This window comes from Vibrio sp. Vb0667 (assembly GCF_033391095.1).
In genome coordinates this window covers 57611-81556 of record NZ_JAWPOL010000020.1, presented here as the reverse complement: position 1 = coordinate 81556, position 23946 = coordinate 57611, and the positions used below count along the sequence as shown (strand labels likewise).

At 44.4% G+C, this 23946-nt stretch carries 25 protein-coding genes, 1 riboswitch and 1 other annotated feature; of the genes, 20 read left to right on the top strand and 5 right to left on the bottom strand.

The genetic code is table 11. The features are described from left to right. Window positions 1–48 precede the first annotated feature (48 nt). The 9 genes from htpX (at window position 49) to R8269_RS16895 (ending at window position 7267) form a co-directional block, all read left to right on the top strand. Window positions 49–918: a protease HtpX gene (htpX, locus tag R8269_RS16935; protein ID WP_005388085.1), complete on the top strand. Its 870-nt coding sequence runs from the start codon at window positions 49–51 to the stop codon at window positions 916–918. A 209-nt stretch (window positions 919–1127) separates the two neighbouring features. Beyond that, entirely contained in the window at window positions 1128–1547 is a 420-nt protein-coding gene (locus tag R8269_RS16930; RefSeq protein WP_005378211.1) for a nuclear transport factor 2 family protein, read from the top strand. Next, the gene (locus R8269_RS16925) at window positions 1544–2269 is read left to right on the top strand and encodes an SDR family oxidoreductase (protein WP_186584340.1); all 726 of its coding nucleotides are present in this window, start codon (window positions 1544–1546) and stop codon (window positions 2267–2269) included. Before R8269_RS16930 ends, R8269_RS16925 begins: the two co-directional genes overlap by 4 nt. A gap of 12 nt (window positions 2270–2281) precedes the next feature. Further along, window positions 2282–3592, top strand: a complete 1311-nt coding sequence (locus R8269_RS16920) for an NAD(P)/FAD-dependent oxidoreductase (protein ID WP_042522072.1) — start codon at window positions 2282–2284, stop codon at window positions 3590–3592. 1 nt (window position 3593) lies between these two features. Next, window positions 3594–4412: a DUF1365 domain-containing protein gene (locus R8269_RS16915; protein WP_053307451.1), complete on the top strand. Its 819-nt coding sequence runs from the start codon at window positions 3594–3596 to the stop codon at window positions 4410–4412. Further along, the gene (locus tag R8269_RS16910; protein ID WP_042522068.1) at window positions 4406–5662 is read left to right on the top strand and encodes an SAM-dependent methyltransferase; all 1257 of its coding nucleotides are present in this window, start codon (window positions 4406–4408) and stop codon (window positions 5660–5662) included. Before R8269_RS16915 ends, R8269_RS16910 begins: the two co-directional genes overlap by 7 nt. 6 nt (window positions 5663–5668) lie before the next feature. Further along, window positions 5669–6181 carry a DUF2878 domain-containing protein gene (locus tag R8269_RS16905; protein WP_042522066.1) on the top strand — a complete coding sequence of 171 codons (513 nt, stop codon included), beginning with the start codon at window positions 5669–5671 and terminating at the stop codon, window positions 6179–6181. Beyond that, window positions 6141–6734: a chalcone isomerase family protein gene (locus tag R8269_RS16900; protein WP_017821712.1), complete on the top strand. Its 594-nt coding sequence runs from the start codon at window positions 6141–6143 to the stop codon at window positions 6732–6734. Before R8269_RS16905 ends, R8269_RS16900 begins: the two co-directional genes overlap by 41 nt. Further along, window positions 6734–7267: a DUF3833 domain-containing protein gene (locus tag R8269_RS16895; RefSeq protein ID WP_017821713.1), complete on the top strand. Its 534-nt coding sequence runs from the start codon at window positions 6734–6736 to the stop codon at window positions 7265–7267. The genes R8269_RS16900 and R8269_RS16895 overlap by 1 nt, the downstream gene beginning before the upstream one ends. Before the next feature lie 133 nt (window positions 7268–7400). On the opposite strand, the gene purB is transcribed toward R8269_RS16895, so the two are convergent. The 3 genes from purB to mnmA all read right to left on the bottom strand — a co-directional run bounded on the left by purB (window position 7401) and on the right by mnmA (window position 10677). After that, on the bottom strand, window positions 7401–8771 hold the full coding sequence (gene purB, locus R8269_RS16890) for an adenylosuccinate lyase (protein ID WP_186584338.1): 1371 nt from the start codon (window positions 8769–8771) through the stop codon (window positions 7401–7403). A gap of 153 nt (window positions 8772–8924) precedes the next feature. After that, the gene (gene hflD / locus R8269_RS16885; RefSeq protein WP_005378194.1) at window positions 8925–9542 is read right to left on the bottom strand and encodes a high frequency lysogenization protein HflD; all 618 of its coding nucleotides are present in this window, start codon (window positions 9540–9542) and stop codon (window positions 8925–8927) included. Window positions 9543–9552: 10 nt separating this feature from the next. Further along, entirely contained in the window at window positions 9553–10677 is a 1125-nt protein-coding gene (gene mnmA, locus R8269_RS16880; RefSeq protein ID WP_005378192.1) for a tRNA 2-thiouridine(34) synthase MnmA, read from the bottom strand. Window positions 10678–10865: 188 nt separating this feature from the next. Here mnmA and R8269_RS16875 point away from each other — a divergent pair, with 188 nt between their 5' ends. Beyond that, entirely contained in the window at window positions 10866–11135 is a 270-nt protein-coding gene (locus tag R8269_RS16875) for a hypothetical protein (protein WP_005378190.1), read from the top strand. A gap of 117 nt (window positions 11136–11252) precedes the next feature. Continuing rightward, entirely contained in the window at window positions 11253–12557 is a 1305-nt protein-coding gene (locus R8269_RS16870) for an inosine/guanosine kinase (RefSeq protein WP_005378187.1), read from the top strand. 127 nt (window positions 12558–12684) lie between these two features. On the opposite strand, the gene R8269_RS16865 is transcribed toward R8269_RS16870, so the two are convergent. Further along, window positions 12685–13092 (bottom strand): H-NS family nucleoid-associated regulatory protein, encoded by a 408-nt coding sequence (locus R8269_RS16865; RefSeq protein WP_005378185.1) that lies wholly within the window; start codon window positions 13090–13092, stop codon window positions 12685–12687. 582 nt (window positions 13093–13674) lie between these two features. Continuing rightward, window positions 13675–13857: riboswitch (Lysine riboswitch) on the top strand. A gap of 109 nt (window positions 13858–13966) precedes the next feature. On the opposite strand from R8269_RS16865, the gene tet(35) reads away from it, so the two are divergent. From tet(35) to hisIE, 9 genes are all read left to right on the top strand, one after another. Continuing rightward, a complete protein-coding gene (tet(35), locus tag R8269_RS16860; protein WP_017634691.1) occupies window positions 13967–15568 on the top strand; it encodes a tetracycline efflux Na+/H+ antiporter family transporter Tet(35) in 1602 nt (533 codons plus the stop codon). Between the two features lie 180 nt (window positions 15569–15748). Continuing rightward, window positions 15749–15886, top strand: a sequence feature (His leader region). A gap of 53 nt (window positions 15887–15939) precedes the next feature. Next, a complete protein-coding gene (gene hisG, locus R8269_RS16855) occupies window positions 15940–16836 on the top strand; it encodes an ATP phosphoribosyltransferase (RefSeq protein ID WP_005378180.1) in 897 nt (298 codons plus the stop codon). Window positions 16837–16841: 5 nt separating this feature from the next. After that, complete coding sequence (gene hisD / locus R8269_RS16850) at window positions 16842–18134, top strand: histidinol dehydrogenase (RefSeq protein ID WP_172563320.1); 1293 nt, start codon at window positions 16842–16844, stop codon at window positions 18132–18134. An 18-nt stretch (window positions 18135–18152) separates the two neighbouring features. Continuing rightward, window positions 18153–19193 (top strand): histidinol-phosphate transaminase, encoded by a 1041-nt coding sequence (hisC, locus tag R8269_RS16845; RefSeq protein ID WP_215810625.1) that lies wholly within the window; start codon window positions 18153–18155, stop codon window positions 19191–19193. A 69-nt stretch (window positions 19194–19262) separates the two neighbouring features. After that, window positions 19263–20336 carry a bifunctional histidinol-phosphatase/imidazoleglycerol-phosphate dehydratase HisB gene (gene hisB, locus R8269_RS16840; RefSeq protein ID WP_005378173.1) on the top strand — a complete coding sequence of 358 codons (1074 nt, stop codon included), beginning with the start codon at window positions 19263–19265 and terminating at the stop codon, window positions 20334–20336. A gap of 26 nt (window positions 20337–20362) precedes the next feature. Beyond that, window positions 20363–20977 carry an imidazole glycerol phosphate synthase subunit HisH gene (gene hisH / locus R8269_RS16835; protein ID WP_017821716.1) on the top strand — a complete coding sequence of 205 codons (615 nt, stop codon included), beginning with the start codon at window positions 20363–20365 and terminating at the stop codon, window positions 20975–20977. Between the two features lie 12 nt (window positions 20978–20989). After that, complete coding sequence (hisA, locus tag R8269_RS16830) at window positions 20990–21727, top strand: 1-(5-phosphoribosyl)-5-[(5-phosphoribosylamino)methylideneamino]imidazole-4-carboxamide isomerase (RefSeq protein ID WP_025766876.1); 738 nt, start codon at window positions 20990–20992, stop codon at window positions 21725–21727. Further along, a complete protein-coding gene (hisF, locus tag R8269_RS16825; RefSeq protein ID WP_004749837.1) occupies window positions 21709–22482 on the top strand; it encodes an imidazole glycerol phosphate synthase subunit HisF in 774 nt (257 codons plus the stop codon). Before hisA ends, hisF begins: the two co-directional genes overlap by 19 nt. Beyond that, complete coding sequence (gene hisIE / locus R8269_RS16820; RefSeq protein WP_005378160.1) at window positions 22479–23114, top strand: bifunctional phosphoribosyl-AMP cyclohydrolase/phosphoribosyl-ATP diphosphatase HisIE; 636 nt, start codon at window positions 22479–22481, stop codon at window positions 23112–23114. The genes hisF and hisIE overlap by 4 nt, the downstream gene beginning before the upstream one ends. Window positions 23115–23389: 275 nt before the next feature. Here hisIE and R8269_RS16815 read toward each other — a convergent pair whose 3' ends face one another. Next, window positions 23390–23905, bottom strand: coding sequence for a YchJ family protein (locus R8269_RS16815; protein ID WP_042522052.1), 516 nt, complete (start codon window positions 23903–23905; stop codon window positions 23390–23392). Window positions 23906–23946 lie beyond the last annotated feature (41 nt).

The window sequence follows — 23946 nt, the reverse complement described above, 5'->3', positions numbered from 1 at the left end:
TATAACAATCCGTTTTAAAAAAACGATAAGCTTCCTCGGAGAAAAGTAATGAAGCGAATTATGTTATTCCTAGCAACTAACCTAGCTGTCGTGCTAGTGCTTAGTGTTGTTCTGAATATTGTTTACGCTGTAACTGGAATGCAACCAGGCAGTCTGTCAGGTTTACTTGTAATGGCTGCTGTATTTGGTTTTGGTGGCGCATTTATTTCGTTGATGATGTCAAAGGGTATGGCGCTACGCTCGGTTGGTGGTATGGTCATTGAAAGCCCGCGCAACGAAACGGAGCATTGGTTAGTCGAAACTGTGGGTCGTCAAGCTCAACAAGTGGGTATTGGTATGCCAACGGTGGCTATTTATGATTCACCAGACATCAATGCATTTGCGACAGGTGCAAAACGAGATGACTCTCTTGTCGCAGTTTCTACCGGTCTTTTACACAATATGACTCGTGATGAGGCAGAGGCAGTACTTGCACACGAAGTGAGCCATATTGCAAATGGTGATATGGTCACGATGACGTTGATGCAAGGTGTCGTGAACACGTTTGTTATCTTCCTATCACGCTTTATTGCCAATATCGTGGCATCGAACGATGATGAAGAAGGCCAAGGTACAAATATGATGGTTTACTTTGGCGTATCCATGGTGCTTGAACTGGTATTTGGTTTCCTAGCTAGCTTCTTGACTATGTGGTACAGCCGTCATCGCGAATTCCACGCGGACGCAGGTGCTGCGCGCCTCGTTGGCAAAGAAAAAATGATTGCGGCTCTAGAGCGTTTGAAGGTGAGTCATGAATCTCAACTGGATGGCACCATGATGGCGTTTGGTATCAATGGCAAGCAGTCGCTGACTGAGCTACTAATGAGCCACCCTCCGCTAGATAAACGTATTGCAGCGTTGCGAGGCCAGCAATACTAATTGTTCCTACTTAAATAATTGTTAATCTGCTGAAAAGGCTTGGTTTTGACCAAGCCTTTTTTTTCGCCGATTGATCGCGTGCGAACTTCATCACGTACTACTTACAGAAATAAAGTTATACAAAATTATTTTTGTACAACTTTGGAGGAATGAACTATCTTGTACATATAATAATTTTGTACAACTTAATGGGCGTGTAGGAGTAAAAAATGGACATACAGTCTGTTGGCAATATCTATCAAAAGCTCAACAAAGCGAACTTACATCTGCTTAAGGATATATATCACCAAGATGTAGTATTTGAGGACGCAGCGCATCGTTTAGAAGGATGGCCAGCACTTTCGGATTATTTCACCTCATTATATGCCAACGTCATCAGTTGTGATTTTGTAATCCATGAGCATCAACAAGTCGGAGATACAGGCTTCCTAACTTGGACAATGGACCTTCAGCATCCCAAACTTCAGAAGGGTGCGCCTATTCTCGTCAATGGTGTTTCGCACCTCAAATTTAGCGAAGGTCAGGTCATTTATCACCGAGACTATTTTGATCTCGGAGAGATGCTCTATGAGCATTTACCATTACTTGGTTCAGTCGTTAAAACCATCAAGCAGAGGTTAGGACAATGAACAACACCATTTTAATCACAGGCGCCACCTCCGGAATAGGAAGACAGCTTGCCCTAGATTACGCGACCTCAGAATGGAATGTGATTGCTTGTGGTCGGAATCAAGATGTTCTTGCAGAACTGGAGGCAGTTTCTTCCAAAATTCATACATTGCAGTTTGATGTGACAAATTATGAGGAAACTCAGCAGGCGCTCTCTAATTTGCCCTTTACGCCAAACACATGGGTTTTTAACGCAGGCGATTGTGAGTACATGGATGAGGGAGTGGTCGACGCGAAACTCATGGCGCGTGTGATGAACGTAAATGTTGTCGGTGTTGCCAACTGCGTTGAAGGCTGCCAAGTGCATTTAGAGAGAGGGCACCGCATTGTTATTGTTGGCTCTATCGCATCAGAAGTGGCACTGCCTCGTGCTGAAGCTTACGGCGCATCCAAAGCGGCAGTCAGTTATTTTGCACGCACGCTCGCCGTCGACTTGAAAAAGAAAGGGATCAATGTGGTAACGGTGTTTCCTGGTTTTGTTGAAACGCCGTTGACTGACAAAAACGACTTCGAAATGCCAATGATCATTTCTACTCAGCAAGCGTCGGACTCTATCAGGAAGCAGTTAGCCGCCAACAAGACCTATATCTATTTCCCAGCGAGATTTACCAGTATTTTACGTTTTATCTCGTTACTTCCATACAGTTGGCAAGCTCGCCTAACTGCTAAACTCGTATCATAAAAAGGAATAAAAATGAAAACAGCAGGAAGAAAGAAGATAGCGATTGTGGGAACGGGAATCTCTGGCCTTACTTGTGGTTATTACTTGCATAAAGAATATGATGTAACGCTATTTGAAGCGAACGATTACATTGGTGGCCATACTGCAACCGTTGATGTGAGCCTTGATGGTAGAGAATACGCGATAGACACTGGGTTCATCGTCTATAACGATCGTACGTACCCTAATTTCATTAAAATGATGAGCGAGATTGGCGTTGAAGGTCTGCCGACTCAAATGAGCTTCAGTGTCAGAAATGATGGGAACGGACTAGAGTACAACGGCCACACAGTGTCGACATTGTTTGCTCAAAAACGTAACTGGGCAAACCCTAAATTTTATCGATTTATCTTCGAGATACTTCGTTTCAATAAACTTGCCAAGCGCTTCGCTAGCGAGCAATCCACGCACTCTCAGACGTTAGGTGAGTTCCTTGATGAACACAAATTCAGTGCTTTCTTTACCGATAACTACATATTACCGATGGGTGCTGCGATTTGGTCGTCGACTTTAGCTGACATGCGCGCATTCCCTCTTATGTTCTTCTTACGTTTCTTCCTCAACCACGGTCTGCTAGATGTGACTAACCGGCCACAATGGTATGTGATTAAAGGAGGTTCACGTTCATACATTCCACCATTGACCAAAGGCTTTGCCGAGAGTATTCGTCTTAATAGTCCTGTCGAAAAAGTGGTTCGCAACGAAAAAGGGGTTGGCGTTCAAGTTCGCGGAGAAACGCATTGGTTTGATGACGTTATCTTAGCTTGTCACAGTGATCAAGCAATGAGAATGCTAGAGGATATTAGCCCAATTGAGCAGAAAATCTTGGGGGATATGACATACCAAGCAAATGAAGTTGTTCTTCATACCGACTCTGCCGTACTACCAAAACGTAAGGCAGCATGGGCATCATGGAACTACCTATTGGAAGGCAGTGAAGAGGAACAGCAACGCCTCCCTTCGCTCACTTATAACATGAACATTCTTCAACATATTCAATCAGAGCACACGTTTTGTGTAACGTTGAACAGTACTGAGCAAATTAACTCAAATAAAGTCTTGCGTTCGTTCACTTATCATCATCCAGTATTCACCACTGAGTCTATTGCAGCGCAGCAGCGCAAAGATGAGATACAGGGCAAACAAAGTACCTGGTTCTGCGGCGCTTATTGGTACAACGGTTTTCATGAAGATGGCGTGCGTAGCGCGCTTGATGTTGTGAAAGAAATAGAAGAAAAGTACCGCGAACAAAATGTGGTTCCTTTCGAAAAAGGCGCAGCGTGATATGGATAGCCAAATGAACAGCCGATTGTTTATAGGCAACGTTCGTCACCGTCGATTCACGCCTGTGAATCATGAGTTGAACTACTCTTTATTTATGCCCGCCATCGATGTAGACGAGCTCGATGCTTTAGAGAAAAAAGTATGGGGTTTTGGTTCGCGTTGGTGGCATTGGGCACGCTTCAAACGCAGTGATTACATTGGTGAAGGTAGCGTCAAGTCGGCAGTGCACAGCAAAATTGAAGAACTGACAGGTGTTCGCTGTACTGGCAAGGTAGTCGCAGTCTGTCACTTGCGTTATCTAGGACTTTATTTCAGCCCCGTTAATTTCTACTACGTTTATAACAAGGAAGGAGAATGGAAGTATCTCCTCGCAGAGGTGAGTAACACTCCTTGGAATGAACGACATTACTACGTGGTGTCAGCAGATAAAGAAGAAGAAAAGTTTGGTTGGGAACAAAATAAAGCATTTCATGTTTCGCCATTCAACCCGATTGACCAACTATACCGCTGGAGAATTAAACCTTTGACAGACAAGTTGAATATTCATCTTGAATGTCACAAAGGAGAGAAACACTTTGATGCCACCATGGTTATGAAAGCCAAGCCACTTTCAAGTAAAACCTTATTGAGGTGTTTGATCGTTACACCAATACAAACGGTAAAAGTAATGGTTGGTATTTATTGGCACGCATTAAAACTTTGGGTGAAAGGCGCACCTTTTTATTCTCATCCTAAATATTCAACGCATGAAGAAATAGAAGCCGATACTGAAAAAACAGACAAAAAAAATAAAAAGCACAAGGAGAATTCTGCATGTTAAATACTAGTTCTATGACATTGCCGCGTAAATTGACGACAACGCAAAAAGCGGCTCGCGGAGTTATTTTTCAATGTCTGCAAAAAATGGAAATCGGCTGCTTAACAGTTATTGAAAGTTTTAAGACGGAAACGACAGAGCGAAGCGAGCGTTTTAGTGCGCCAAATGGGGAGTACAGTGGTCAACCTGTTGTCGCTACTATAGAGGTAAAACATCCAGGCTTTTATTCACGGATCTTGCAGGGCGGCAGTATTGCTGCTGGTGAGGCTTATATGGATGGGTGGTGGGATAGCCCCGATTTAACCTCATTAATGAAACTGATGGCCCTTAACATGCGTGCTCTAGATAAACTCGAAGAGCAAGGCAGTTGGTTGACTAAAATACTGTACAAGTTCAGTCATTGGTCAAACAGAAACTCTGAAGAGAACTCACGTAAAAATATCCATGCGCATTACGACTTGGGTAACAACCTATACGAAGCGTTCCTTGATACCAATATGCTGTACTCTTCGGCGCTTTACAATCATGCGGATGACTCTCTAGAGCAGGCTCAAATCAACAAAATGGATCGTCTATGTCAGCAACTTGAGCTGAAGCCCACTGATCATGTTGTTGAAATTGGCACAGGGTGGGGCGCTATGGCGATTTACATGGCCGAACAATACGGTTGTCAGGTCACCACAACAACGATATCTGAAGAGCAACACGCGTATGCGGAGCAAAAAATCAAAGAGCGTGGCTTAGAAGATAAAATCACACTACTCAAAGAAGATTACCGTAACTTAACTGGCACTTATGACAAGCTCGTTTCTATTGAAATGATTGAAGCTGTGGGCAAACAATTCCTGCCTTCGTACATTAAGGTCTGTGAGTCTTTATTGAAGACTGGTGGCTTGATGGCGATTCAAGCGATTACGATTGCCGATCAGCGTTACGATTACTACAGTAACAACGTCGACTTTATCCAAAAGTACATTTTCCCGGGTGGTTTTTTACCGTCGGTAACCTCACTAACCCAAGCAACAACAAAGTACAGTGACTTAGTGACGCGAGACTTGTTCGATATTGGTTTGGACTACGCCAAGACGCTGAACGAATGGCACTTACGTTTTAATCGAGCAGAGAATGAAGTGCGCTCGTTTGGCTACGACGACCGCTTTGTGCGTATGTGGCGCTACTATTTGAGCTACTGTGAAGGTGGCTTTTTGGCTCGCACGATCAGTGCCGTTCACATGACGTTTCAACGCCCGTAGTTCGTTATGAAGGTGTTTCTTGCTTCGACATGGTTCCAACTCTGCTGGTTTGCAGCGGTGCTTGGAACCTATCAATGGCAATGGGTGACGTTATTCCTTACTTTGGCAACCCTACTATATTGTTTGAAAACTGACGCATCTTCGCTCAAAAGTATTGGTGTTATCGCCACGATTGGTCTCGTGCTTGATACATTAAATCAGCAATTTTCAATTTTCATGTTTGCCACTCAATGGTTACCCCTTTGGCTTTTGTGCCTTTGGATTCTGTTCGCCTGGTATGCCTATCAACTCAAGTCAATTTTGTACCGTTTCCCAAAAACCTACGTATCAATAGTAGGCGGACTCGGAGGAACAGCGAGCTACTTTGCTGGCTATAAGCTCCAAGCCGTTGAATTTGGATTTAGCACTGGCGCTACACTGGCAATGTTGTTTGTCGAATGGTGCGTCATGATGCTCTTGATACTCAAGGTGTACGGAAATGAAAAGCTTGAAGAGAGACTTAACTCAGAGACTGACTAGGCTGCTTGCGTTGGTAATAGTAACTGGCTCTTTTGCTCTGCAAGCTCAACCTGTTGGAAACAGCGAAGCTGCTAGCAACATTGCGAATTGGAAGGGATGGAAAACTGTTGGAGAAGCCCAACTTACTTGGTTCATCTTCGATATTTATCACTCAAGATTAAAAGCGCCTGATGGAAAGTTCATCGTAAGCGATGACGTATCGCCACATCCCCTTGCGTTGGAAATTAATTACAAGAGAGACATCAGTAAGCAACAGCTGCTTGATGTGACGGATGAGCAGTGGGCGAAATTGGGTTTTACGGACTCATATCGAAAAGCTTGGATCAGCGAGCTCGATCGTATGTTTCCTGATATTCAAAAAGGTGACGAGCTTACTTATCTAACAGATGGAAAATCTGGTCAGCTTTTTTATAAGCAGGTTGGGGACGTGCAAGTAAAGAACGTTGGCATCATTGAAGACGAACGAATGAACGATGCATTTTTGGCTATATGGTTATCACCCAACACAGAATTTCCGAAACTCCGAAAACAATTGATAGGGCAGGTTAGATAGTGTTTAAACGAATTTTTAAATCAGCGACTTTAGTGGCAGCTGTTTTTCTTTCGGCATGTTCCGCAGACATTGATAATTACCGCTCTTCTAAACCGACTTTTGACGTATTCGGTTATTTCGAAGGCGACATAAAGGCGTGGGGGATGGTGCAAGATTATACCGGACAGCAAACGCGTCGCTTTGAAGTCGATATAGTGGGTACTGTAGCGGGTGATACGCTGACGCTGGTGGAAGACTTCGTGTTTGATGACGGAGAGGTGGACCAGCGAATTTGGGTTATCACTAGATTAGAAGACGGTCGTTATGAAGGTAAGGCAGACGATATTATAGGTGTGGCAACAGGGGAAGAGCAGGGCAATGCGCTACAGTGGCAATATGACTTTGAGCTACAAATGGAGGATTCATCAGTGACGGTTGCTTTTGATGATTGGCTTTATCGTCAGGATGACAGACACGTTTTCAATCTAACGAAAATAAAAAAGTTTGGTGTGGAAGTAGGAACAATAACCTTGTTCTTCCAAAAGCTGCCATAACAAATGGGGCTGATCTTCAATTAATAATCCATTCCATATAACTAAAATTATTTTCTCCCGACCTAACTCTCCTAACTAAAAAAGGTTGACGCTTTCGCGTCAACCTTTTAGGTATCTGGTCGTTACAGGAGGATTACAGCTTATCTGTCAGCTCGATTGCTTGACCGATATAGTTCGCTGGCGTCATCTCTTTCAGACGTGCTTTCTCGTGCTCAGGAAGCTCAAGACCGTCGATGAAGTTACGCATTGCTTCGCCGTCTACACGCTTACCACGAGTTAGCTCTTTCAGCTTCTCGTATGGCTTCTCGATGCCGTAACGACGCATAACTGTTTGTACTGGCTCTGCTAGTACTTCCCAGTTCTTGTCTAGTTCAGCAAGAAGCGCTTCACGGTTTACTTCTAGCTTGCTGATGCCTTTAAGCGTAGAAGTGTAAGCGATGATAGCGTAGCCAACACCAACACCAAGGTTACGTAGAACCGTTGAGTCAGTTAGGTCACGTTGCCAACGAGAGATAGGCAGTTTCTGTGCTAGGTGGCCGAATACAGCGTTCGCAAGACCTAGGTTACCTTCTGAGTTTTCAAAGTCGATTGGGTTAACTTTGTGAGGCATTGTTGAAGAACCGATCTCACCCGCAATAGTTTTTTGCTTGAAGTGGCCTAGTGCAATGTAACCCCAAACGTCACGGTCGAAGTCAATCAGGATAGTGTTGAAACGAGCGATAGCATCGAACAGCTCAGCGATGTAATCGTGCGGTTCGATTTGAGTTGTGTAAGGGTTCCAAGTTACGTCTAGAGACTCTGTGATGAACTCTTCAGAGAACTTGTGCCAATCTAGCTCTGGGTAAGCAGAAAGGTGTGCGTTGTAGTTACCTACTGCACCGTTGATTTTCGCTAGGATCTCAACGTTTTCGATTTGCTTGAATTGACGCTCCATACGGTACGCCACGTTAGCCATTTCTTTACCCATAGTAGATGGAGAAGCAGGCTGACCGTGTGTACGAGATAGAAGAGGAATGTCGCGGTATTCCACTGCTAGTGCTTTGATAGCGTCGATTAGGTTACGGATTTCTGGAAGAATCACGTTCTCACGCGCTTCTTTAAGCATTAGAGCGTGTGATGTGTTGTTGATGTCTTCAGAAGTACATGCGAAGTGGAAGAACTCGTTTACTGCGTGCAGTTCAGGAACGTCTGCTACTTTCTCTTTTAGGAAGTACTCAACCGCTTTTACGTCGTGGTTAGTTGTACGCTCGATCTCTTTGATACGGCGTGCATCTTCTTCAGAGAAGTTTGCAGCAAGGTCGTCTAGGAATTGGTTTGCTTCTGCGCTAAACGCTGGCACTTCTGCAATTTCAGCAGTAGCAGCAAGCTTTTGTAGCCAGCGGATTTCAACGATAGTACGGTACTTTAGTAGACCGTATTCACTGAAAATTTCGCGTAACGCAATTGTCTTGCTTCCGTAACGGCCGTCTACTGGTGAAACAGCAGTCAATGCTGACAGTTCCATGATGTTCTCCTGAATTGGGTTTCTAAATTTCGTGAGCTTTATACCAATAACTGTGGCAATTGTCACGAATATTGCGCAAACGTTTGCGCGAGATTTGTTTTAGTCGAAAAAAATGAGCTCGCGATAAACGCGAGCTGCTTATTTGATATTTTACTACAGACGAGCAAGAAGGATTTGTGCTTGCTCTACCATCTTCTTGCGCCCGAAGATTAGGTGGCGACGCTTACCACCAACTTGACGCCAAAGAACTGCACTACGAATGCCAGATAACAACAGCGCACGAACTTTGTGTTGGCTTGCCGTCTGCTGCAGTACAGATGGCGTGCCCGTTACTTGAATGCGTGGGCCAATAGGGCTAACGACATCCAGATAGATGCTCGCTAAATTGCTGATCATTTGATCGTCTAGTAGCTCAAAGTGCTCTGACTGACGCTTGGCCATTTGAATACGATCACCAAGCTGAGACATAGCATCGTTACGAGAGCTTAACTTACGTTCTAACGCCATTAAACTAATAATGTAACGAGTAATTTCACTGCCTGATGGTGTGCTATCAATCCCTTTAACCAAGCATTCTAGGCCGAGCTTTAGATCGGCTTCGCGACCGAATACGCCAACTGTGTTAGCAGGGTTCGTGCTCAAAATAGCGTTGATTGATGTTTCAAAAGCATCTTGATCACAATGTCCGTTTCTCGCTACCTGTTGAACTAAAGCAACAGCTTGGCAAATCCCAGCGAAAGCGATAGTACGGTCATAAAGTGTATTCGCCACGTAACGACTCCTAAGCTTGAGAATATTTAATGCGTTGCTCGATGATGCCGCCACCTAGGCACACGTCACCTTTGTAGAACACTGCTGATTGACCTGGAGTTACAGCAATTTGTGGCTCGTCAAAGATAACTTTAATGTTTTCATCATCGATAGGGATGATTGTACAAGGAATATCTTCCTGACGGTAACGAGTTTTCACTGTGCACTTCATAACATCGCGAATTGGCTCACGATCTACCCAATGAAGTTGTGATGCAAGTAGACCTTCTGATTTCAACATTGGATGGTCTTTACCTTGAACAGCAATCAAAACGTTACGTTCTAGATCTTTCTCACCAACGAACCATGGGTCCTCGTTACCACCGCCGCCTTTACGGCCACCGATGTGTAGACCTTTACGCTGACCAAGTGTGTGGTACATCAGGCCTTGGTGTTGACCAATCACTTCGCCTTCTGGAGTCTCGATATTACCAGGCTGAGCTGGAAGGTAGCGACCGAGGAATTCTGTAAACTTGCGTTCACCGATGAAACAAATACCAGTTGAGTCTTTCTTCTTAGCGGTAATTAGATCTTGTTCTTCCGCAATGCGGCGCACTTCTGGCTTCTCTAGATCACCAACAGGGAATAGGCTACGTGCGATTTGCTCGTTGCTTAATGTGTACAGGAAGTAGCTTTGATCTTTGTTGCCATCTAGACCACGTAGCATCTGTGGTTTTTCACCATTTTCTGGGAAAGAGCGACGCACATAGTGGCCCATTGCAATGTAATCAGCATCAAGTACTTCATCAGCGAATTCTAGGAATGCTTTGAACTTGATTTCTTTGTTACAAAGAATGTCAGGGTTCGGAGTACGGCCAGCTTTGTATTCAGCAAGGAAGTACTCAAATACGTTATCCCAGTATTCGGCAGCAAAGTTGATAGTGTGTAGGTGGATGCCTAGCTTGTCACATACTGCCTGAGCGTCAGCAAGATCTTCTGCCGCTGTACAATATTCTTCGTTGTCATCTTCTTCCCAGTTCTTCATGAAAAGGCCCTCTACTTGGTAGCCTTGCTGCTTTAGAAGATACGCGGAAACAGATGAATCAACGCCGCCGGACATACCGACGATGACTTTCTTTTGGCTGTTATCAGACATTACTAAACACCACTTAAATAAACGGGATGCAGATTCTATCAGAATCCACAGACCGGTGACAGATCCGAGATCGAAATCACAATTCGTTTCGCTGGATTTTTCTTCAACAAAGATTCGAACGAGTAATTTCGCAAGTATAGAAGAGGTATATATGGCATAGTTGGCCAAAATCCAAGAGGAAACACCAAATGACAGAAGAAAACCAATTTATGCAAGAAAGTGAGTTGATTGAAATTGTGGAAAATCAGCTCGAAGATGGCAACCCGCTTAAAGTAAAAGAAACCCTTATGCGTTTAATGATGACTGGCACACCACGTGAAGATGCGGTTGCGATGATGGCATGTGCGATGTCAATTGAGATTTTTGATGTAATGAAGAATGAAGGTGAGTTCAACCTAAAGCGTTATAGCGAGCACCTTGAGCAACTACCAGATCTCAGCTTTATGGAAGGTGAATAAGCCACCTAAAAGAAAAAAGCTGTCAGCAAACGTTTGCTATAATCGCTTTTATTGCTGCTTTATTATTAGCGGTATAGAATCCGCTCTCCTTTTTATCCCCTTACTCAGACTGACAATATGAAATTTCCTGGACAACGCAAATCGAAGCACTATTTTCCTGTTCATGCTCGTGACCCGCTGGTGAGCCAAGCACAAGAAAGCAAGAAGATGACGCGCACTCACATCATTGGTATTGACCAAACCTTGGTTGATATTGAAGCAAAAGTTACAACGGATGTGATTGAAAAGTACGGTCTGAGTAAAGGTCACTCTCTGGTTATCGATGACGAAAGAGCAGAAGAGTTATACCAGCAACTGAAAGAAGAGAACTTGATTACCAATGAGTATGCGGGCGGTACAATTGGTAACACGCTACATAACTACTCCGTGCTAGCGGATGACCGCTCCACACTACTTGGAGTGATGAGCCAGGATATTAAGATTGGCAGCTACGGTTACCGTTATCTTTGTAATACATCAAGCCGCATGGACTTGAACTACCTACAAGGTGTAGATGGTGCAATTGGCCGTTGTTTTGCTCTTATCACAGAAGACGGTGAACGTACTTTTGCTATCAGCGAAGGGCAAATGAACCAACTCCATCCTGATAGCATTCCAGAGAAAATCTTTAAAAATGCATCAGCACTTGTACTGACGTCATATCTAGTACGTTGCAAAGACGGCGACCCAATGCCGGAAGCAACAATGAAAGCAATTGAGTACGCGAAAAAGAATGATGTGCCTGTTGTTCTGACTTTAGGCACAAAGTTTGTTATTCAAGATGACCCTAAATATTGGCAAGAATTCATTCGAGATAACGTTTCAGTCGTTGCGATGAATGAAGATGAAGCAGAAGCACTGACGGGGGAATCTGATCCACTTGCTGCGTCTGATAAAACATTGGAGTGGGCTGATCTAGTATTGTGCACGGCGGGTCCTGTAGGTCTATTTATGGCTGGGTATACGGAGGATAGCGCGAAGCGCGAAACTTCTTTGCCATTACTTCCAGGGTCAATTGCTGAATTTAATCGTTATGAATTCAGTCGTCCGGCGAAAAAAGACTCATGCGAGACGCCAATAAAAGTGTACTCGCATATCTCGCCATATATGGGTGGCCCAGAAAAAATTAAGAATACAAATGGCGCAGGTGATGCTGCGTTATCTGCTGTTCTTCATGATATGGCAGCAAATAAATACCATAAAGAAAATGTGCCTAATTCAAGCAAGCACAGTAACGAGTATTTAACTTACTCTTCTTTTTCTCAAGTCTGCAAATACGCAAACCGTGCGAGCTACGAAGTTCTCGTGCAACATTCACCACGATTGTCGCGCGGACTTCCTGAGCGAGAAGATAGCCTAGAAGAAGCATACTGGGAACGTTAATACGAAGCGATTTAATTAACTATTCTGTAACTAAAGTAAAAGGCACATTAAGAAACGTGCCTTTTTTATTTGTAATGGTTTAAATAAAAAAGGCTCCCTATGGGAGCCTTTTAAAAATAGCACGGATCTAGATTAGGAACTCATCCAGAGATTTACCTGCATCAAGTTGCTCTTGAATCGCCGAAGGTGTACGACCTTGGCCAGTCCAAGTTTTCTCATTACCGTTTGAATCTGTGTATTTGTATTTAGCAGGGCGAGGTGCGCGCTTCGCTTTGCCTTTCGTCTTAGTTTCGCCAGATAGCGCAGTAATAAGTGCTTCTACGTCAATACCGTCTTGAGCGATTTTCTCAGCAATCTCTGCAAGCTTAGCTTCTTGCTCTGCTTGTGCTGCGCGTTCTGCTTCTTCTGCTTCACGACGCTCATCTACGACAGTAGTGAGTTTATCTAGAGCTTCTTCCAATTGTTCTAGAGTCAGCTCACGAGAAAATGCACGAAGGCTACGGATATTTAGAAGGGTTTTAGTCAGCTCTGACATAACGATTCCTATTAAAAGGTTAATGTGTTGGGCACTTTTTATCGTTACGATTAAATAATGCCAATCTATAAATAAACAAAGAGTCCTTATATTTAACTTTATCTTTTCCTTATGTGCAAATGCTAAATCAAGATTTTGTTTAAATTTGACTATTTTTTAAAGCAATTAATATTATTACACTCGAAATAAATCATTATTAGATGAGAACTAAAATCAACAATCATTATTGTATAGAGAGAGTGACAGCTTGGTTTTTTATAAAAAAATTTGAGTTATTACTTAAAAATATGAAGCATCCATCTTTAATGCTGTGTCATATATCCTTAATTTATTGATATAAGATAAACCATGATATTTCTAAGGTAGTAATAATGTTTCATAAATAACATGATTGATGTGATTTCAGTTGCACAAAACTTATGGAAGTAGGCAAGGTTTATAAATTATCTCAGTCATTATTTATTTGTTTAATTTAGTTTGATGTGTTGCATTGACTCTCATCATAAGTACAATGGCTGCCACCTGATGCAATATTGCAGACAATTTGTTGTTAATTTGTACAGTTAGTGGTTAATTGTTTGTTGTTGCCGTAGAGGCGCGGTCTCGAAGAGTAGCTATTATTGGGGTGATGCCAATGAATAATAGTGGAAGGCGAAGATTGCCGAAGTAAGTAACTCATCAAAGTTACTTGCTGGGGTTGTATCTGAAAGGAACAACACTGCCATAGTATATATTCACATTAAACTATGGAGCGCTACTGTAGGGTTGGGTGGAGTGTTCGCTTCCCTGTCGCTAAGTTCAACATGAGCACGTATCGTATGCTACGTGACTTGTCTGCAGTAGATCTCTAGCCAAACTTTGGTTTTTGAAGATCATGAATTTAATAGATTTTTCTAGTTCTCCTGTTTCATTATTGCCACCTATTGTCGCTTTGACTTTGGCGATTTTGACTCGACGTGTATTAGTTTCCTTGGGTGTAGGTATCGTGCTAGGTGCGGTGCTACTTAATAGCTGGTCTATCAGCGACACCGCAGGTTACGTCAGTTCTCAAGTTTCTTCTGTCTTTATTGAAGATGGCGGAATTAACACTTGGAACATGAGCATTGTTGGTTTCCTAATCTTATTAGGTATGACAACAGCTTTATTAACGCTATCTGGCGGTACTCGTGCTTTTGCTGAATGGGCACAATCTCGAGTGAAGAGTAAACGCGGCTCCAAACTTCTTGCCGCCTTTTTAGGCGTATTCATTTTTGTCGATGATTACTTTAATAGCCTTGCTGTTGGTGCGATCTCTCGCCCAGTAACCGATCGCTTTTATGTGTCTCGCGCTAAGCTTGCGTACATTCTAGACTCAACCGCTGCTCCAATGTGTGTAATTATGCCTGCTTCTAGCTGGGGTGCTTACATTATTACTATTATTGGCGGGATCTTAGTCTCACATGGGATCACAGAGTATTCGGCTCTTGGCGCATATGTTCGTCTTATCCCAATGAACTTCTACGCCGTTTTTGCGCTGCTAATGGTGTTCGCTGTTGCGTGGTTTGGTCTTGATATTGGTAAAATGCGTGAGCATGAGATCTCTGCATCGCAAGGTCGTGGCTTTGATAAAGACAAAGAAAATGACTCGCAAGAAGCGCATGACCTAAACGAAGAGCTAGATATCCGTGAAAGTGAAAAGGGTAAAGTGTCAGATTTGATACTTCCTATCGTGACGCTGATTATCGCGACTATCGCTTCAATGCTTTACACGGGTGGCCAAGCATTGGCTGCTGATGGTAAGGAGTTTGCGCTTCTTGGTGCTTTTGAAAATACAGATGTAGGTACATCACTAATCTACGGTAGCTTGCTTGGCTTAGCAGTTGCACTGTTTACTGTTGTGAAGCAAGGTCTACCAATGGCTGAGATCGCACGTACACTTTGGATTGGTGCTAAGTCTATGTTTGGTGCGATTCTAATCTTAGTATTTGCCTGGACCATTGGTTCTGTTATCGGTGATATGAAGACTGGTACTTACCTTTCGACAATGGCGCAGGGCAATATCAACCCTCATTGGCTCCCAGTTATCCTATTCTTGTTGTCTGGCCTGATGGCGTTCTCAACAGGTACTTCATGGGGTACGTTCGGCATCATGCTTCCAATCGCTGGAGACATGGCTGGCGCAACAGACGTAGCGCTAATGCTACCGATGCTGAGTGCGGTTTTAGCTGGTGCGGTATTCGGTGACCATTGTTCACCAATCTCAGATACGACTATCTTGTCATCGACGGGTGCACGTTGTAACCACATTGATCACGTATCAACACAGCTACCTTATGCATTATCAGTCGCGCTTGTTTCATGCGTCGGCTTTATTGCCCTTGGTATGACTGCTTCAATAGCGTTCTCGTTCATTGCAGCGTCGATAACATTCATTATCGTTTGCGCTATTTTGTCATGGCTTTCAAAGTCTAAAATAGCGTCTTGCCAGAGTGCGTAATTCACTGATTTAAAAAGTAAATTTATAGGAGGCTTCGGCCTCCTTTTTTATTTGTATTATACAATTCGAATTTTTTTAAAATTAAGGGTTGAAAAAAGTAATCAGCTTGGTTAGTGTTGTTGGTAACAAAGCAAATGAGAAGAGCCTTGAAATAAGTATGCGTAATTTTGTAATGAACATTCATCACCATCATCACCCAATCTAGTCTTTCGGGCGATGTACGCATACCCGGGAGGCAGGAAACTCCCGGAGGTAAAATCAAAGTAAAAGCAGATTTTAAACCCTCGGGAGACTTCAATCTCCCGAGGGTTTTTTAGTTTTATTAGTTTGAAAAATACTTAGATATCAAAATCTTGCATAGGGACAAAGCAATGCAAACACAACGTTTAAGAATCGCAATTCAGAAAAAAGGTCGTCTTAGCAAAGAGAGTCAAGCTCTACTAAAACAGTGCGGCGTAAAGTTCAACGTAATGGGCGAGCGTTTAGTTGTCCATTCTGAAAATATGCCAATTGATTTACTCTTGGTTCGTGACGACGACATCCCAGGTTTAATTATGGATGGCGTGGTTGACCTTGGCTTTATTGGCGAAAATGAACTAGAAGAAGTTCGCCTTGACCGCAAAGCATTAGGTGAACCCTGCGAGTTTGTTCAGCTTCGTCGACTTGATTTTGGTGGCTGTCGTTTATCTATCGCAATCGACAAGGACGAAGAGTACAACGGTCCACAAGACTTAGCTGGCAAGCGTATTGCTACAACGTATCCTCAACTTCTAAAAGCGTACATGGATGAAGCCGGCGTTCCATTCTCTACATGTATGCTGACAGGCTCTGTAGAAGTTGCCCCTCGCGCGGGTCTCGCTGATGCTATCGCTGATTTGGTTTCTACAGGTGCAACACTGGAAGCGAACGGCCTTAAAGAAGCTGAAATTATCTTCAAATCAAAAGCGACATTGATTCAACGCACAGGTGAGTTCGACGCAGACAAAGTGGCGCTAATCGAAAAGCTGTTAACTCGCATGCAAGGCGTGCAGCAAGCGAAAGAATCTAAGTACATTATGCTTCACGCCCCAGCAGAGAAGTTAGATCAAATTAAAGCACTACTGCCAGGTGCTGAAGACCCAACTGTTCTTCCTCTTTCTGCAGATAAGCAGAAAATGGCTGTTCACTTAGTGAGTTCTGAAAACCTATTCTGGGAAACAATGGAACAGCTGAAAGAGTTGGGCGCAAGTTCAATTCTCGTTCTACCAATTGAAAAAATGATGGAGTAAGCATCATGAGAACAGTCGTTTGGCAATCATTAAGTGAGAATCAGCAAGACTCTATTTTGGAGCGCCCTGCTATTGCAGAAGGTGCCAATATCACCACTGCTGTGGCCGAAGTTATTGCTAAAGTTCGAGAAGAAGGTGACTCTGCTCTTATTGAGCTGACAGAAAAGTTTGACCGTGTTAAGCCTGAATCCATTCGTGTTTCTTCTCAGGAAATTAAGGCAGCGTCAGAGCGTTTGTCAGAGTCAATGAAGAGCGCACTAGAGCAAGCTTACGCCAATATTTCTAAGTTCCACAAAGCGCAAAAGCCGCAACCGATCAAGGTGGAAACCCAGCCAGGTGTCCTTTGTGAACAAGTAACACGCCCAATTCAAAAAGTGGGTTTGTACATTCCTGGTGGCAGTGCGCCTTTGCCATCGACTGTTTTGATGCTCGGCGTTCCTGCAAAAATTGCAGGTTGTCGTAAAGTCGTTCTTTGTTCTCCACCCCCAATCGCTGATGAGATCCTTTATGTCGCGAAACTGTGTGGCATTGATGAGGTGTATAACGTCGGTGGTGGCCAAGCAGTTGCTGCAATGGCTTATGGCACCGAGACTGTATCGAAAGTAGATAAGATCTTTGGTCCGGGCAACGCTTACGTGACCGAAGCAAAACGACAGGTTAGCAATGATTTCCGCGGTGCTGCGATTGATATGCCAGCAGGGCCATCAGAAGTTCTTGTGATTGCCGATGAAACCGCAGATCCAGACTTTATCGCTGCGGATCTTTTGAGCCAAGCAGAACACGGTCCTGATTCTCAAGTGGTATTGGTGACTCCTTCTCCTGTGATTGCTGATCAAGTGACGGATGCGGTTCAACGTCAGCTTAAGGAGCTATCTCGTGCAGACATCGCAGAAAAGGCTCTGGCATCAAGCTTGATCATTATTTCCGAGTCGATGACGCAGTCAGTTTCTATTTCCAATTACTACGGTCCTGAGCACTTGATTGTTCAGACTAAGAACCCTCGTGAGCTTCTACCTCTACTTGATAATGCAGGCTCTATCTTCCTTGGGGATTGGTCGCCTGAATCTGCGGGAGATTACGCATCGGGGACTAACCACGTCCTTCCTACTTACGGTTACACACGTACTTATTCAAGCTTAGGTTTGGCGGATTTCTCTAAACGAATGACGGTTCAGGAGCTTTCTGCTGATGGTTTAAAGAACCTTGCACCAACGGTAGTCACGATGGCTGAAGCGGAAGGTCTGGACGCTCACAAACGTGCTGTTACTATCCGCGTAGAAAAATTAGCAAGTAAGTAAGAATAAGAGAGTAATGAGATGGAAAAGCTAGCGCGTAAACAAGTCCAACAGCTTACCCCTTATATGTCGGCTCGCCGAATCGGTGGTACGGGTGACGTATGGCTAAATGCCAACGAATCACCATTTAACAATGAATACAAAACAGACTTTGCTCGTCTTAATCGTTACAGCGAATGCCAACCGAAAGAACTGATTTCCGCTTACGCAGCGTATGCTGGTGTGAAACCAGAACAAACACTGACTTCTCGCGGCGCAGACGAAGGTATTGAGTTATTAATTCGTGCATTCTGTGAGCCGGGTGAAGATGCGATTCTTTACTGCCCACCAACTTACGGTATGTACGCCATCAGTGCAGAAACCATCGGTGTAGAGCGCAAAACCGTGCCGCTAACGTCAGATTGGCAACTAGACCTTGCAGGCATCGAAGCTAATCTGGATAACGTGAAACTGGTTTTTGTATGTTCGCCAAACAACCCAACGGGTAACTTGGTTAAGCGTGAGGACATTGTGTCTCTGCTTGAGATGACAAAAGACCGTGCAATCGTGGTGATGGATGAAGCGTACATCGATTTTTGTCCAGAAGCGTCAACGTTAGACCTACTGGCGCAATACCCGAATCTTGCGATTCTGCGTACTCTGTCGAAAGCTTTTGCGCTTGCAGGTCTGCGTTGTGGATTTACGCTTGCGAACGAAGAGCTTATTAATGTACTTCTTAAAGTTATCGCACCTTACCCAGTCCCAGTTCCAGTGGCAGAAATTGCGACTCAGGCGCTTTCGGAAGCTGGTTTAGCACGAGCGAAGTTTCAAGTTCTCGATTTGAATGCAAACCGTGCTTACTTGCAAGTTGGCCTTTCAATGATTCCGGGTTTGGAAGTGTTTGAAGGGTGGGGGAACTACCTATTGGTGAAATTCCCAGATGGCGATGACCTTTTCAAAGCGGCTTGGGATACGGGCATTATTTTGCGTAACTCGCCAATTGAAAACTGTGTGCGTATCAGTGTGGGTAACCGTGACGAGTGCGAAAAAACGCTTGGATTTATCAGAAACTACTACGCATAAATAGAGACAGAATTTATCGCTCTCGCTCAATAGCGGGAGCGCCAAAAGAATAGCAATAAGGAAGTTCGAGTGAGCAAACAACAAAAAATCCTTTTTATTGATCGTGATGGCACCTTAATTGTCGAGCCGCCGATTGATTTTCAAGTAGACCGTTTAGATAAACTAAAACTGGAACCATTTGTTATCCCAAGCCTGTTGTCGTTGCAGGATGCAGGATACCGCCTAGTGATGGTCACGAACCAAGATGGTTTGGGTACCGACAGTTACCCACAAGCTGATTTTGATGCACCACACAACATGATGATGGAGATCTTTGAATCTCAAGGTGTGAAATTTGATGATGTGCTGATTTGTCCTCACTTTGATGAAGACAACTGCTCTTGCCGTAAGCCTAAATTGGGCTTGGTAAAAGAGTACCTTCAAGGTGGCAAAGTGGATTTCCAAAACTCTGTTGTGATTGGCGATCGTCAAACCGATCTTCAACTTGCAGAAAACATGGCAATTCGTGGTATTCAATACAACCCAGAAACCATGGGCTGGAAACAGATCCTAAAAGATCTCACAGTGAAGGCGCGCGTGGCTGAAGTGGTCCGCACCACAAAAGAAACAGACATCAAAGTATTCGTTAATCTTGACGAGCAAGGCGGTAATGACATTTCTACAGGTCTTGGCTTTTTTGACCACATGCTGGATCAAATCGCGACGCACGGTGGATTCCAAATGGTGTGCAAAGTGGAAGGTGACCTGCACATTGATGATCACCACACAGTGGAAGATACCGCTCTTGCGTTAGGTCAAGCGTTGAAGGAAGCACTGAGTGACAAGCGTGGTATTGGTCGCTTTGGCTTTAGCTTGCCAATGGATGAGTGTTTGGCGCAATGCGCACTAGACCTATCAGGTCGTCCTTACCTTAAGTTCGACGCGCAGTTTAGTCGTGAGCAAGTGGGTGATCTTTCAACAGAGATGGTGGTTCACTTCTTCCGCTCTCTGACTGACACATTAGCGTGTACGTTGCACCTTTCTTCTGCGGGCAACAATGATCACCACATCATTGAAAGTCTATTTAAAGCGTTTGGTCGTACGTTACGCCAAGCAATCAAAGTAGAAGGCACTGAGCTACCAAGTAGTAAAGGCGTGCTTTAAGGCTAACGTTAGCAAGGAGAAAAACAGTGACAGAACAGAAAGTTGTCATTATCGATACTGGCTGTGCCAACGTTTCTTCGGTGAAGTTTGCCATTGAACGCCTAGGCTATGACGTAACGATTTCAAAAGATCCGCAAGTCGTATTATCCGCAGATAAGCTATTCCTACCGGGTGTGGGAACCGCCAGCGAAGCGATGAAGAACCTAGAAGAGCGCGATCTGATCAGCTTGGTAAAACAGGTAGAAAAGCCATTACTAGGTATCTGTTTAGGCATGCAACTGTTGGGCAAAGTGTCTCAAGAGAAAGGGCAGAAAGCCGACGAGTTAGTTGAGTGTCTTGGACTTTGTGATGGCGAAGTGAAGCTACTACAAACTGGCGATTTGCCGTTGCCGCATATGGGGTGGAACACGGTCTCTGCAAAAGCAGGTAATCCACTTTTCAAAGATATTGAAGAAGGAGAGTATTTCTACTTCGTGCACAGCTTTGCGATGCCTGTTGGGGATTACACGATTGCGGAATGTGAATACGGCAACCCGTTCACAGCAGCAGTACAAAGCGGTAACTATTACGGCGTGCAATTCCACCCTGAGCGTTCTTCAAAAGCGGGCGCGAAGCTTATTCAAAACTTCTTAGAATTATAAAAGGGATTTAGTGTGATTATTCCAGCTCTTGATTTAATTGAAGGACAGGTGGTTCGCCTTTATCAAGGTGATTACGGCCAAGTAACTGAGTACAAAGTCGACCCAGCAGAGCAGTTCAACTTGTACCACCAAGCGGGTGCTAACTGGCTGCACTTAGTGGATTTAACTGGCGCGAAAGACACGACAGCACGTCAACTTGATTTAATTGCAAAGCTACTAGCAAGCACGCCAGCGAACATCCAAATCGGTGGCGGAGTGCGCACAGAGCAAGACGTGATTGATCTGCTAGAAGCGGGGGCTCAGCGTGTTGTCGTTGGCTCAACAGCAGTAAAACAGCCAGAGCTTGTGAAAGGTTGGATGGAAAAATACGGCGCAGAGAAAATCGTTCTCGCGCTAGACATCAACATCGATCAAGACGGTACGCGTAAAGTGGCGATCTCTGGTTGGCAAGAAGACTCAGGCGTGACCATCGAAGCTCTGATCAACGATTACTTAACGGTAGGTTTGCAGCACGTGCTTTGTACGGACATTTCTCGTGACGGTACGCTAGAAGGCTCAAACGTTGAGCTTTACATCGACTTATGTAAACAATACCCACAAGTGCAGTTCCAATCTTCAGGTGGCATCGGTTCATTAGCAGATATCGAAGCGCTAAAAGGCAGCGGTGTTGCTGGCGTGATTGTTGGTCGTGCGCTGTTAGATGGTAAGTTCACAGCAGAGGAGGCATTTGCATGCTGGCAAAGCGAATAATTCCATGTCTTGATGTTCGTGATGGACAAGTGGTGAAGGGCGTCCAGTTCCGCAACCACGAAATCATTGGCGACATCGTTCCTCTGGCGCAGCGTTATGCGGAAGAAGGCGCTGACGAGCTTGTGTTCTACGATATTACCGCTTCAAGTGATGGGCGTGTCGTTGACAAAAGTTGGGTCGCTCGCGTTGCTGAAGTGATTGATATTCCCTTCTGTGTCGCTGGTGGTATTAAATCAGCGGAAGATGCAGCGCGCATTCTTGAGTTTGGTGCAGACAAAGTGTCTATTAACTCACCTGCATTGGCTAACCCGCAACTGATTACTGACCTTGCTGATAAGTTTGGTGTGCAATGTATCGTCGTTGGTATCGATTCATACTACGACAAAGAGACAGGCAAGTATCAGGTTTACCAGTTTACTGGCGATGAAGAACGCACCAAAGCAACTCAATGGGAAACACGTGATTGGGTGCAAGAAGTACAAAAGCGTGGCGCTGGTGAAATCGTACTGAACATGATGAACCAAGACGGCGTACGTAACGGTTACGATATTGAACAACTTAACATGGTGCGTGAAGTGTGTAACGTGCCATTGATTGCATCGGGTGGGGCAGGTGCTATGGAGCACTTTGCGGAAGCATACCAAAAAGCAAATGTGGATGGCGCGCTTGCCGCATCGGTATTCCACAAACAAGTCATCAATATTGGTGAACTAAAGCAGTATTTGAAACAACAAGGCATTGAGGTACGACTATGAGTGTGAAAGCCGCCGAAGTAAGTTCGCTAGTTGAGCGAATCAACTGGGAAAAGGTGGATGGTCTGGTACCTGCTATCGTACAAGATTTCCAATCAAGCCAAGTGCTGATGATGGGTTATATGAACCAAGATGCGTTGGCAAAAACGGGCGAAACAGGTCAAGTGACGTTTTTCTCTCGTACCAAGCAGCGTCTTTGGACGAAAGGTGAGACCTCCGGCAACGTATTGCAACTAGTGAACATGCAGCTCGATTGCGACAACGATACGCTACTGGTGAAAGTGAATCCCATTGGTCCTACGTGTCACTTGGGTAACACAACTTGCTGGGATGTGGACCCTCAAGAGGAGTCACAAATGGTGTGGCTTCATCAACTTGAGCAGCTATTGGCTGCCCGCAAGAGTGCCGACCCAGATTCCTCTTATACTGCCAGTCTTTATGCCCGTGGCACCAAGCGTATTTCGCAAAAAGTGGGCGAAGAAGGCGTTGAAGTCGCGCTTGCGGCGACGTCGGGCGATAAGGCGGAGTTAGTGTGTGAATCTGCAGATTTGATTTATCACTTAATGGTATTGCTTCAAGACCAAGGCTTATCGATGAATGACGTAGTGAATAAACTGAAAGAGCGTCATAAGTAAGCTTGCGATAAGTGAAAGCCCCTATGCTCTCGAGCCTAGGGGCTTTTTACTTTAGTGTTCTTGATTCGGGGCAAAAACCGGCAACAGTGCTGGTGGCGATTAGATTCTGAATCACGCTCGTCCCTCGCTGTTCAGAATGACGGTATATTTTCTAATGGTACTTGCAGTAGAGTTATTTACTTCAAATAGGTACATATATTCACGTCACTCCAACGAACCTAGGCGAAGTCAAGAATCCAATTAAATCGAGCTCAATAAGCTAGGAGTGGATGATCTTACCCACAACACTTCTTAAATTTCTTACCGCTTCCACAGATACACGGGTCGTTACGACCTACTTTTAGGCTACTCACTGGTTGGTTTAGGCGAGGATCTTGTTCTGGTTCTTCTTCTAGCTCTTCTTCTGGAAACGTGCCGTCAATGTAGTACCAAAGCCCATTTTCTTTTACAAAGCGGGAACGCTCTGTCATACAGTAGCGTTTGCCGTCTTCATCAAAATAAGCGCTAAACTCTACAAAGCCTTCATTGTCATTACTGCCAGCTTCTGTTTTTACAACTTCAAGTTTGCACCAATCGCTGTCGATAGATTGGGCAATGCCTTCACGTTGCTCTTCTGCATTACAGATTGGATGATAAGTGTTGACCACGTAATCGACTAGACCTAACACATGCGCACTGTAACGAGAGCGCATTAACTGCTCTGGAGTGGTGACGTCAGCATGGTTGTTGTGGGCAATTTCACAACACTGTTGGTACGTGCGGTTAGATCCACAAGGGCAAGAAGAAGCCATAAAATGAAATCTCGATTAATTAAGCGGTAAAAACAAACAAC

Excerpts from the sequence above, each read along its gene's own strand:
- hisF (WP_004749837.1), top strand. The coding sequence starts at position 21,709 with ATGCTGGCAAAGCGAATAATTCCATGTCTTGATGTTCGTGATGGACAA.
- R8269_RS16870 (WP_005378187.1), top strand. The coding sequence starts at position 11,253 with ATGAAATTTCCTGGACAACGCAAATCGAAGCACTATTTTCCTGTTCAT.
- R8269_RS16900 (WP_017821712.1), top strand. The coding sequence starts at position 6,141 with ATGAAAAGCTTGAAGAGAGACTTAACTCAGAGACTGACTAGGCTGCTT.
- R8269_RS16905 (WP_042522066.1), top strand. The coding sequence starts at position 5,669 with ATGAAGGTGTTTCTTGCTTCGACATGGTTCCAACTCTGCTGGTTTGCA.
- hisD (WP_172563320.1), top strand. The coding sequence starts at position 16,842 with ATGAGAACAGTCGTTTGGCAATCATTAAGTGAGAATCAGCAAGACTCT.
- hisIE (WP_005378160.1), top strand. The coding sequence starts at position 22,479 with ATGAGTGTGAAAGCCGCCGAAGTAAGTTCGCTAGTTGAGCGAATCAAC.
- R8269_RS16920 (WP_042522072.1), top strand. The coding sequence starts at position 2,282 with ATGAAAACAGCAGGAAGAAAGAAGATAGCGATTGTGGGAACGGGAATC.
- purB (WP_186584338.1), bottom strand. The coding sequence starts at position 8,771 with ATGGAACTGTCAGCATTGACTGCTGTTTCACCAGTAGACGGCCGTTAC.
- R8269_RS16915 (WP_053307451.1), top strand. The coding sequence starts at position 3,594 with ATGGATAGCCAAATGAACAGCCGATTGTTTATAGGCAACGTTCGTCAC.
- R8269_RS16925 (WP_186584340.1), top strand. The coding sequence starts at position 1,544 with ATGAACAACACCATTTTAATCACAGGCGCCACCTCCGGAATAGGAAGA.
- htpX (WP_005388085.1), top strand. The coding sequence starts at position 49 with ATGAAGCGAATTATGTTATTCCTAGCAACTAACCTAGCTGTCGTGCTA.
- hisC (WP_215810625.1), top strand. The coding sequence starts at position 18,153 with ATGGAAAAGCTAGCGCGTAAACAAGTCCAACAGCTTACCCCTTATATG.
- R8269_RS16910 (WP_042522068.1), top strand. The coding sequence starts at position 4,406 with ATGTTAAATACTAGTTCTATGACATTGCCGCGTAAATTGACGACAACG.
- R8269_RS16815 (WP_042522052.1), bottom strand. The coding sequence starts at position 23,905 with ATGGCTTCTTCTTGCCCTTGTGGATCTAACCGCACGTACCAACAGTGT.
- R8269_RS16865 (WP_005378185.1), bottom strand. The coding sequence starts at position 13,092 with ATGTCAGAGCTGACTAAAACCCTTCTAAATATCCGTAGCCTTCGTGCA.
- mnmA (WP_005378192.1), bottom strand. The coding sequence starts at position 10,677 with ATGTCTGATAACAGCCAAAAGAAAGTCATCGTCGGTATGTCCGGCGGC.
- R8269_RS16930 (WP_005378211.1), top strand. The coding sequence starts at position 1,128 with ATGGACATACAGTCTGTTGGCAATATCTATCAAAAGCTCAACAAAGCG.
- R8269_RS16875 (WP_005378190.1), top strand. The coding sequence starts at position 10,866 with ATGACAGAAGAAAACCAATTTATGCAAGAAAGTGAGTTGATTGAAATT.
- hisG (WP_005378180.1), top strand. The coding sequence starts at position 15,940 with ATGCAAACACAACGTTTAAGAATCGCAATTCAGAAAAAAGGTCGTCTT.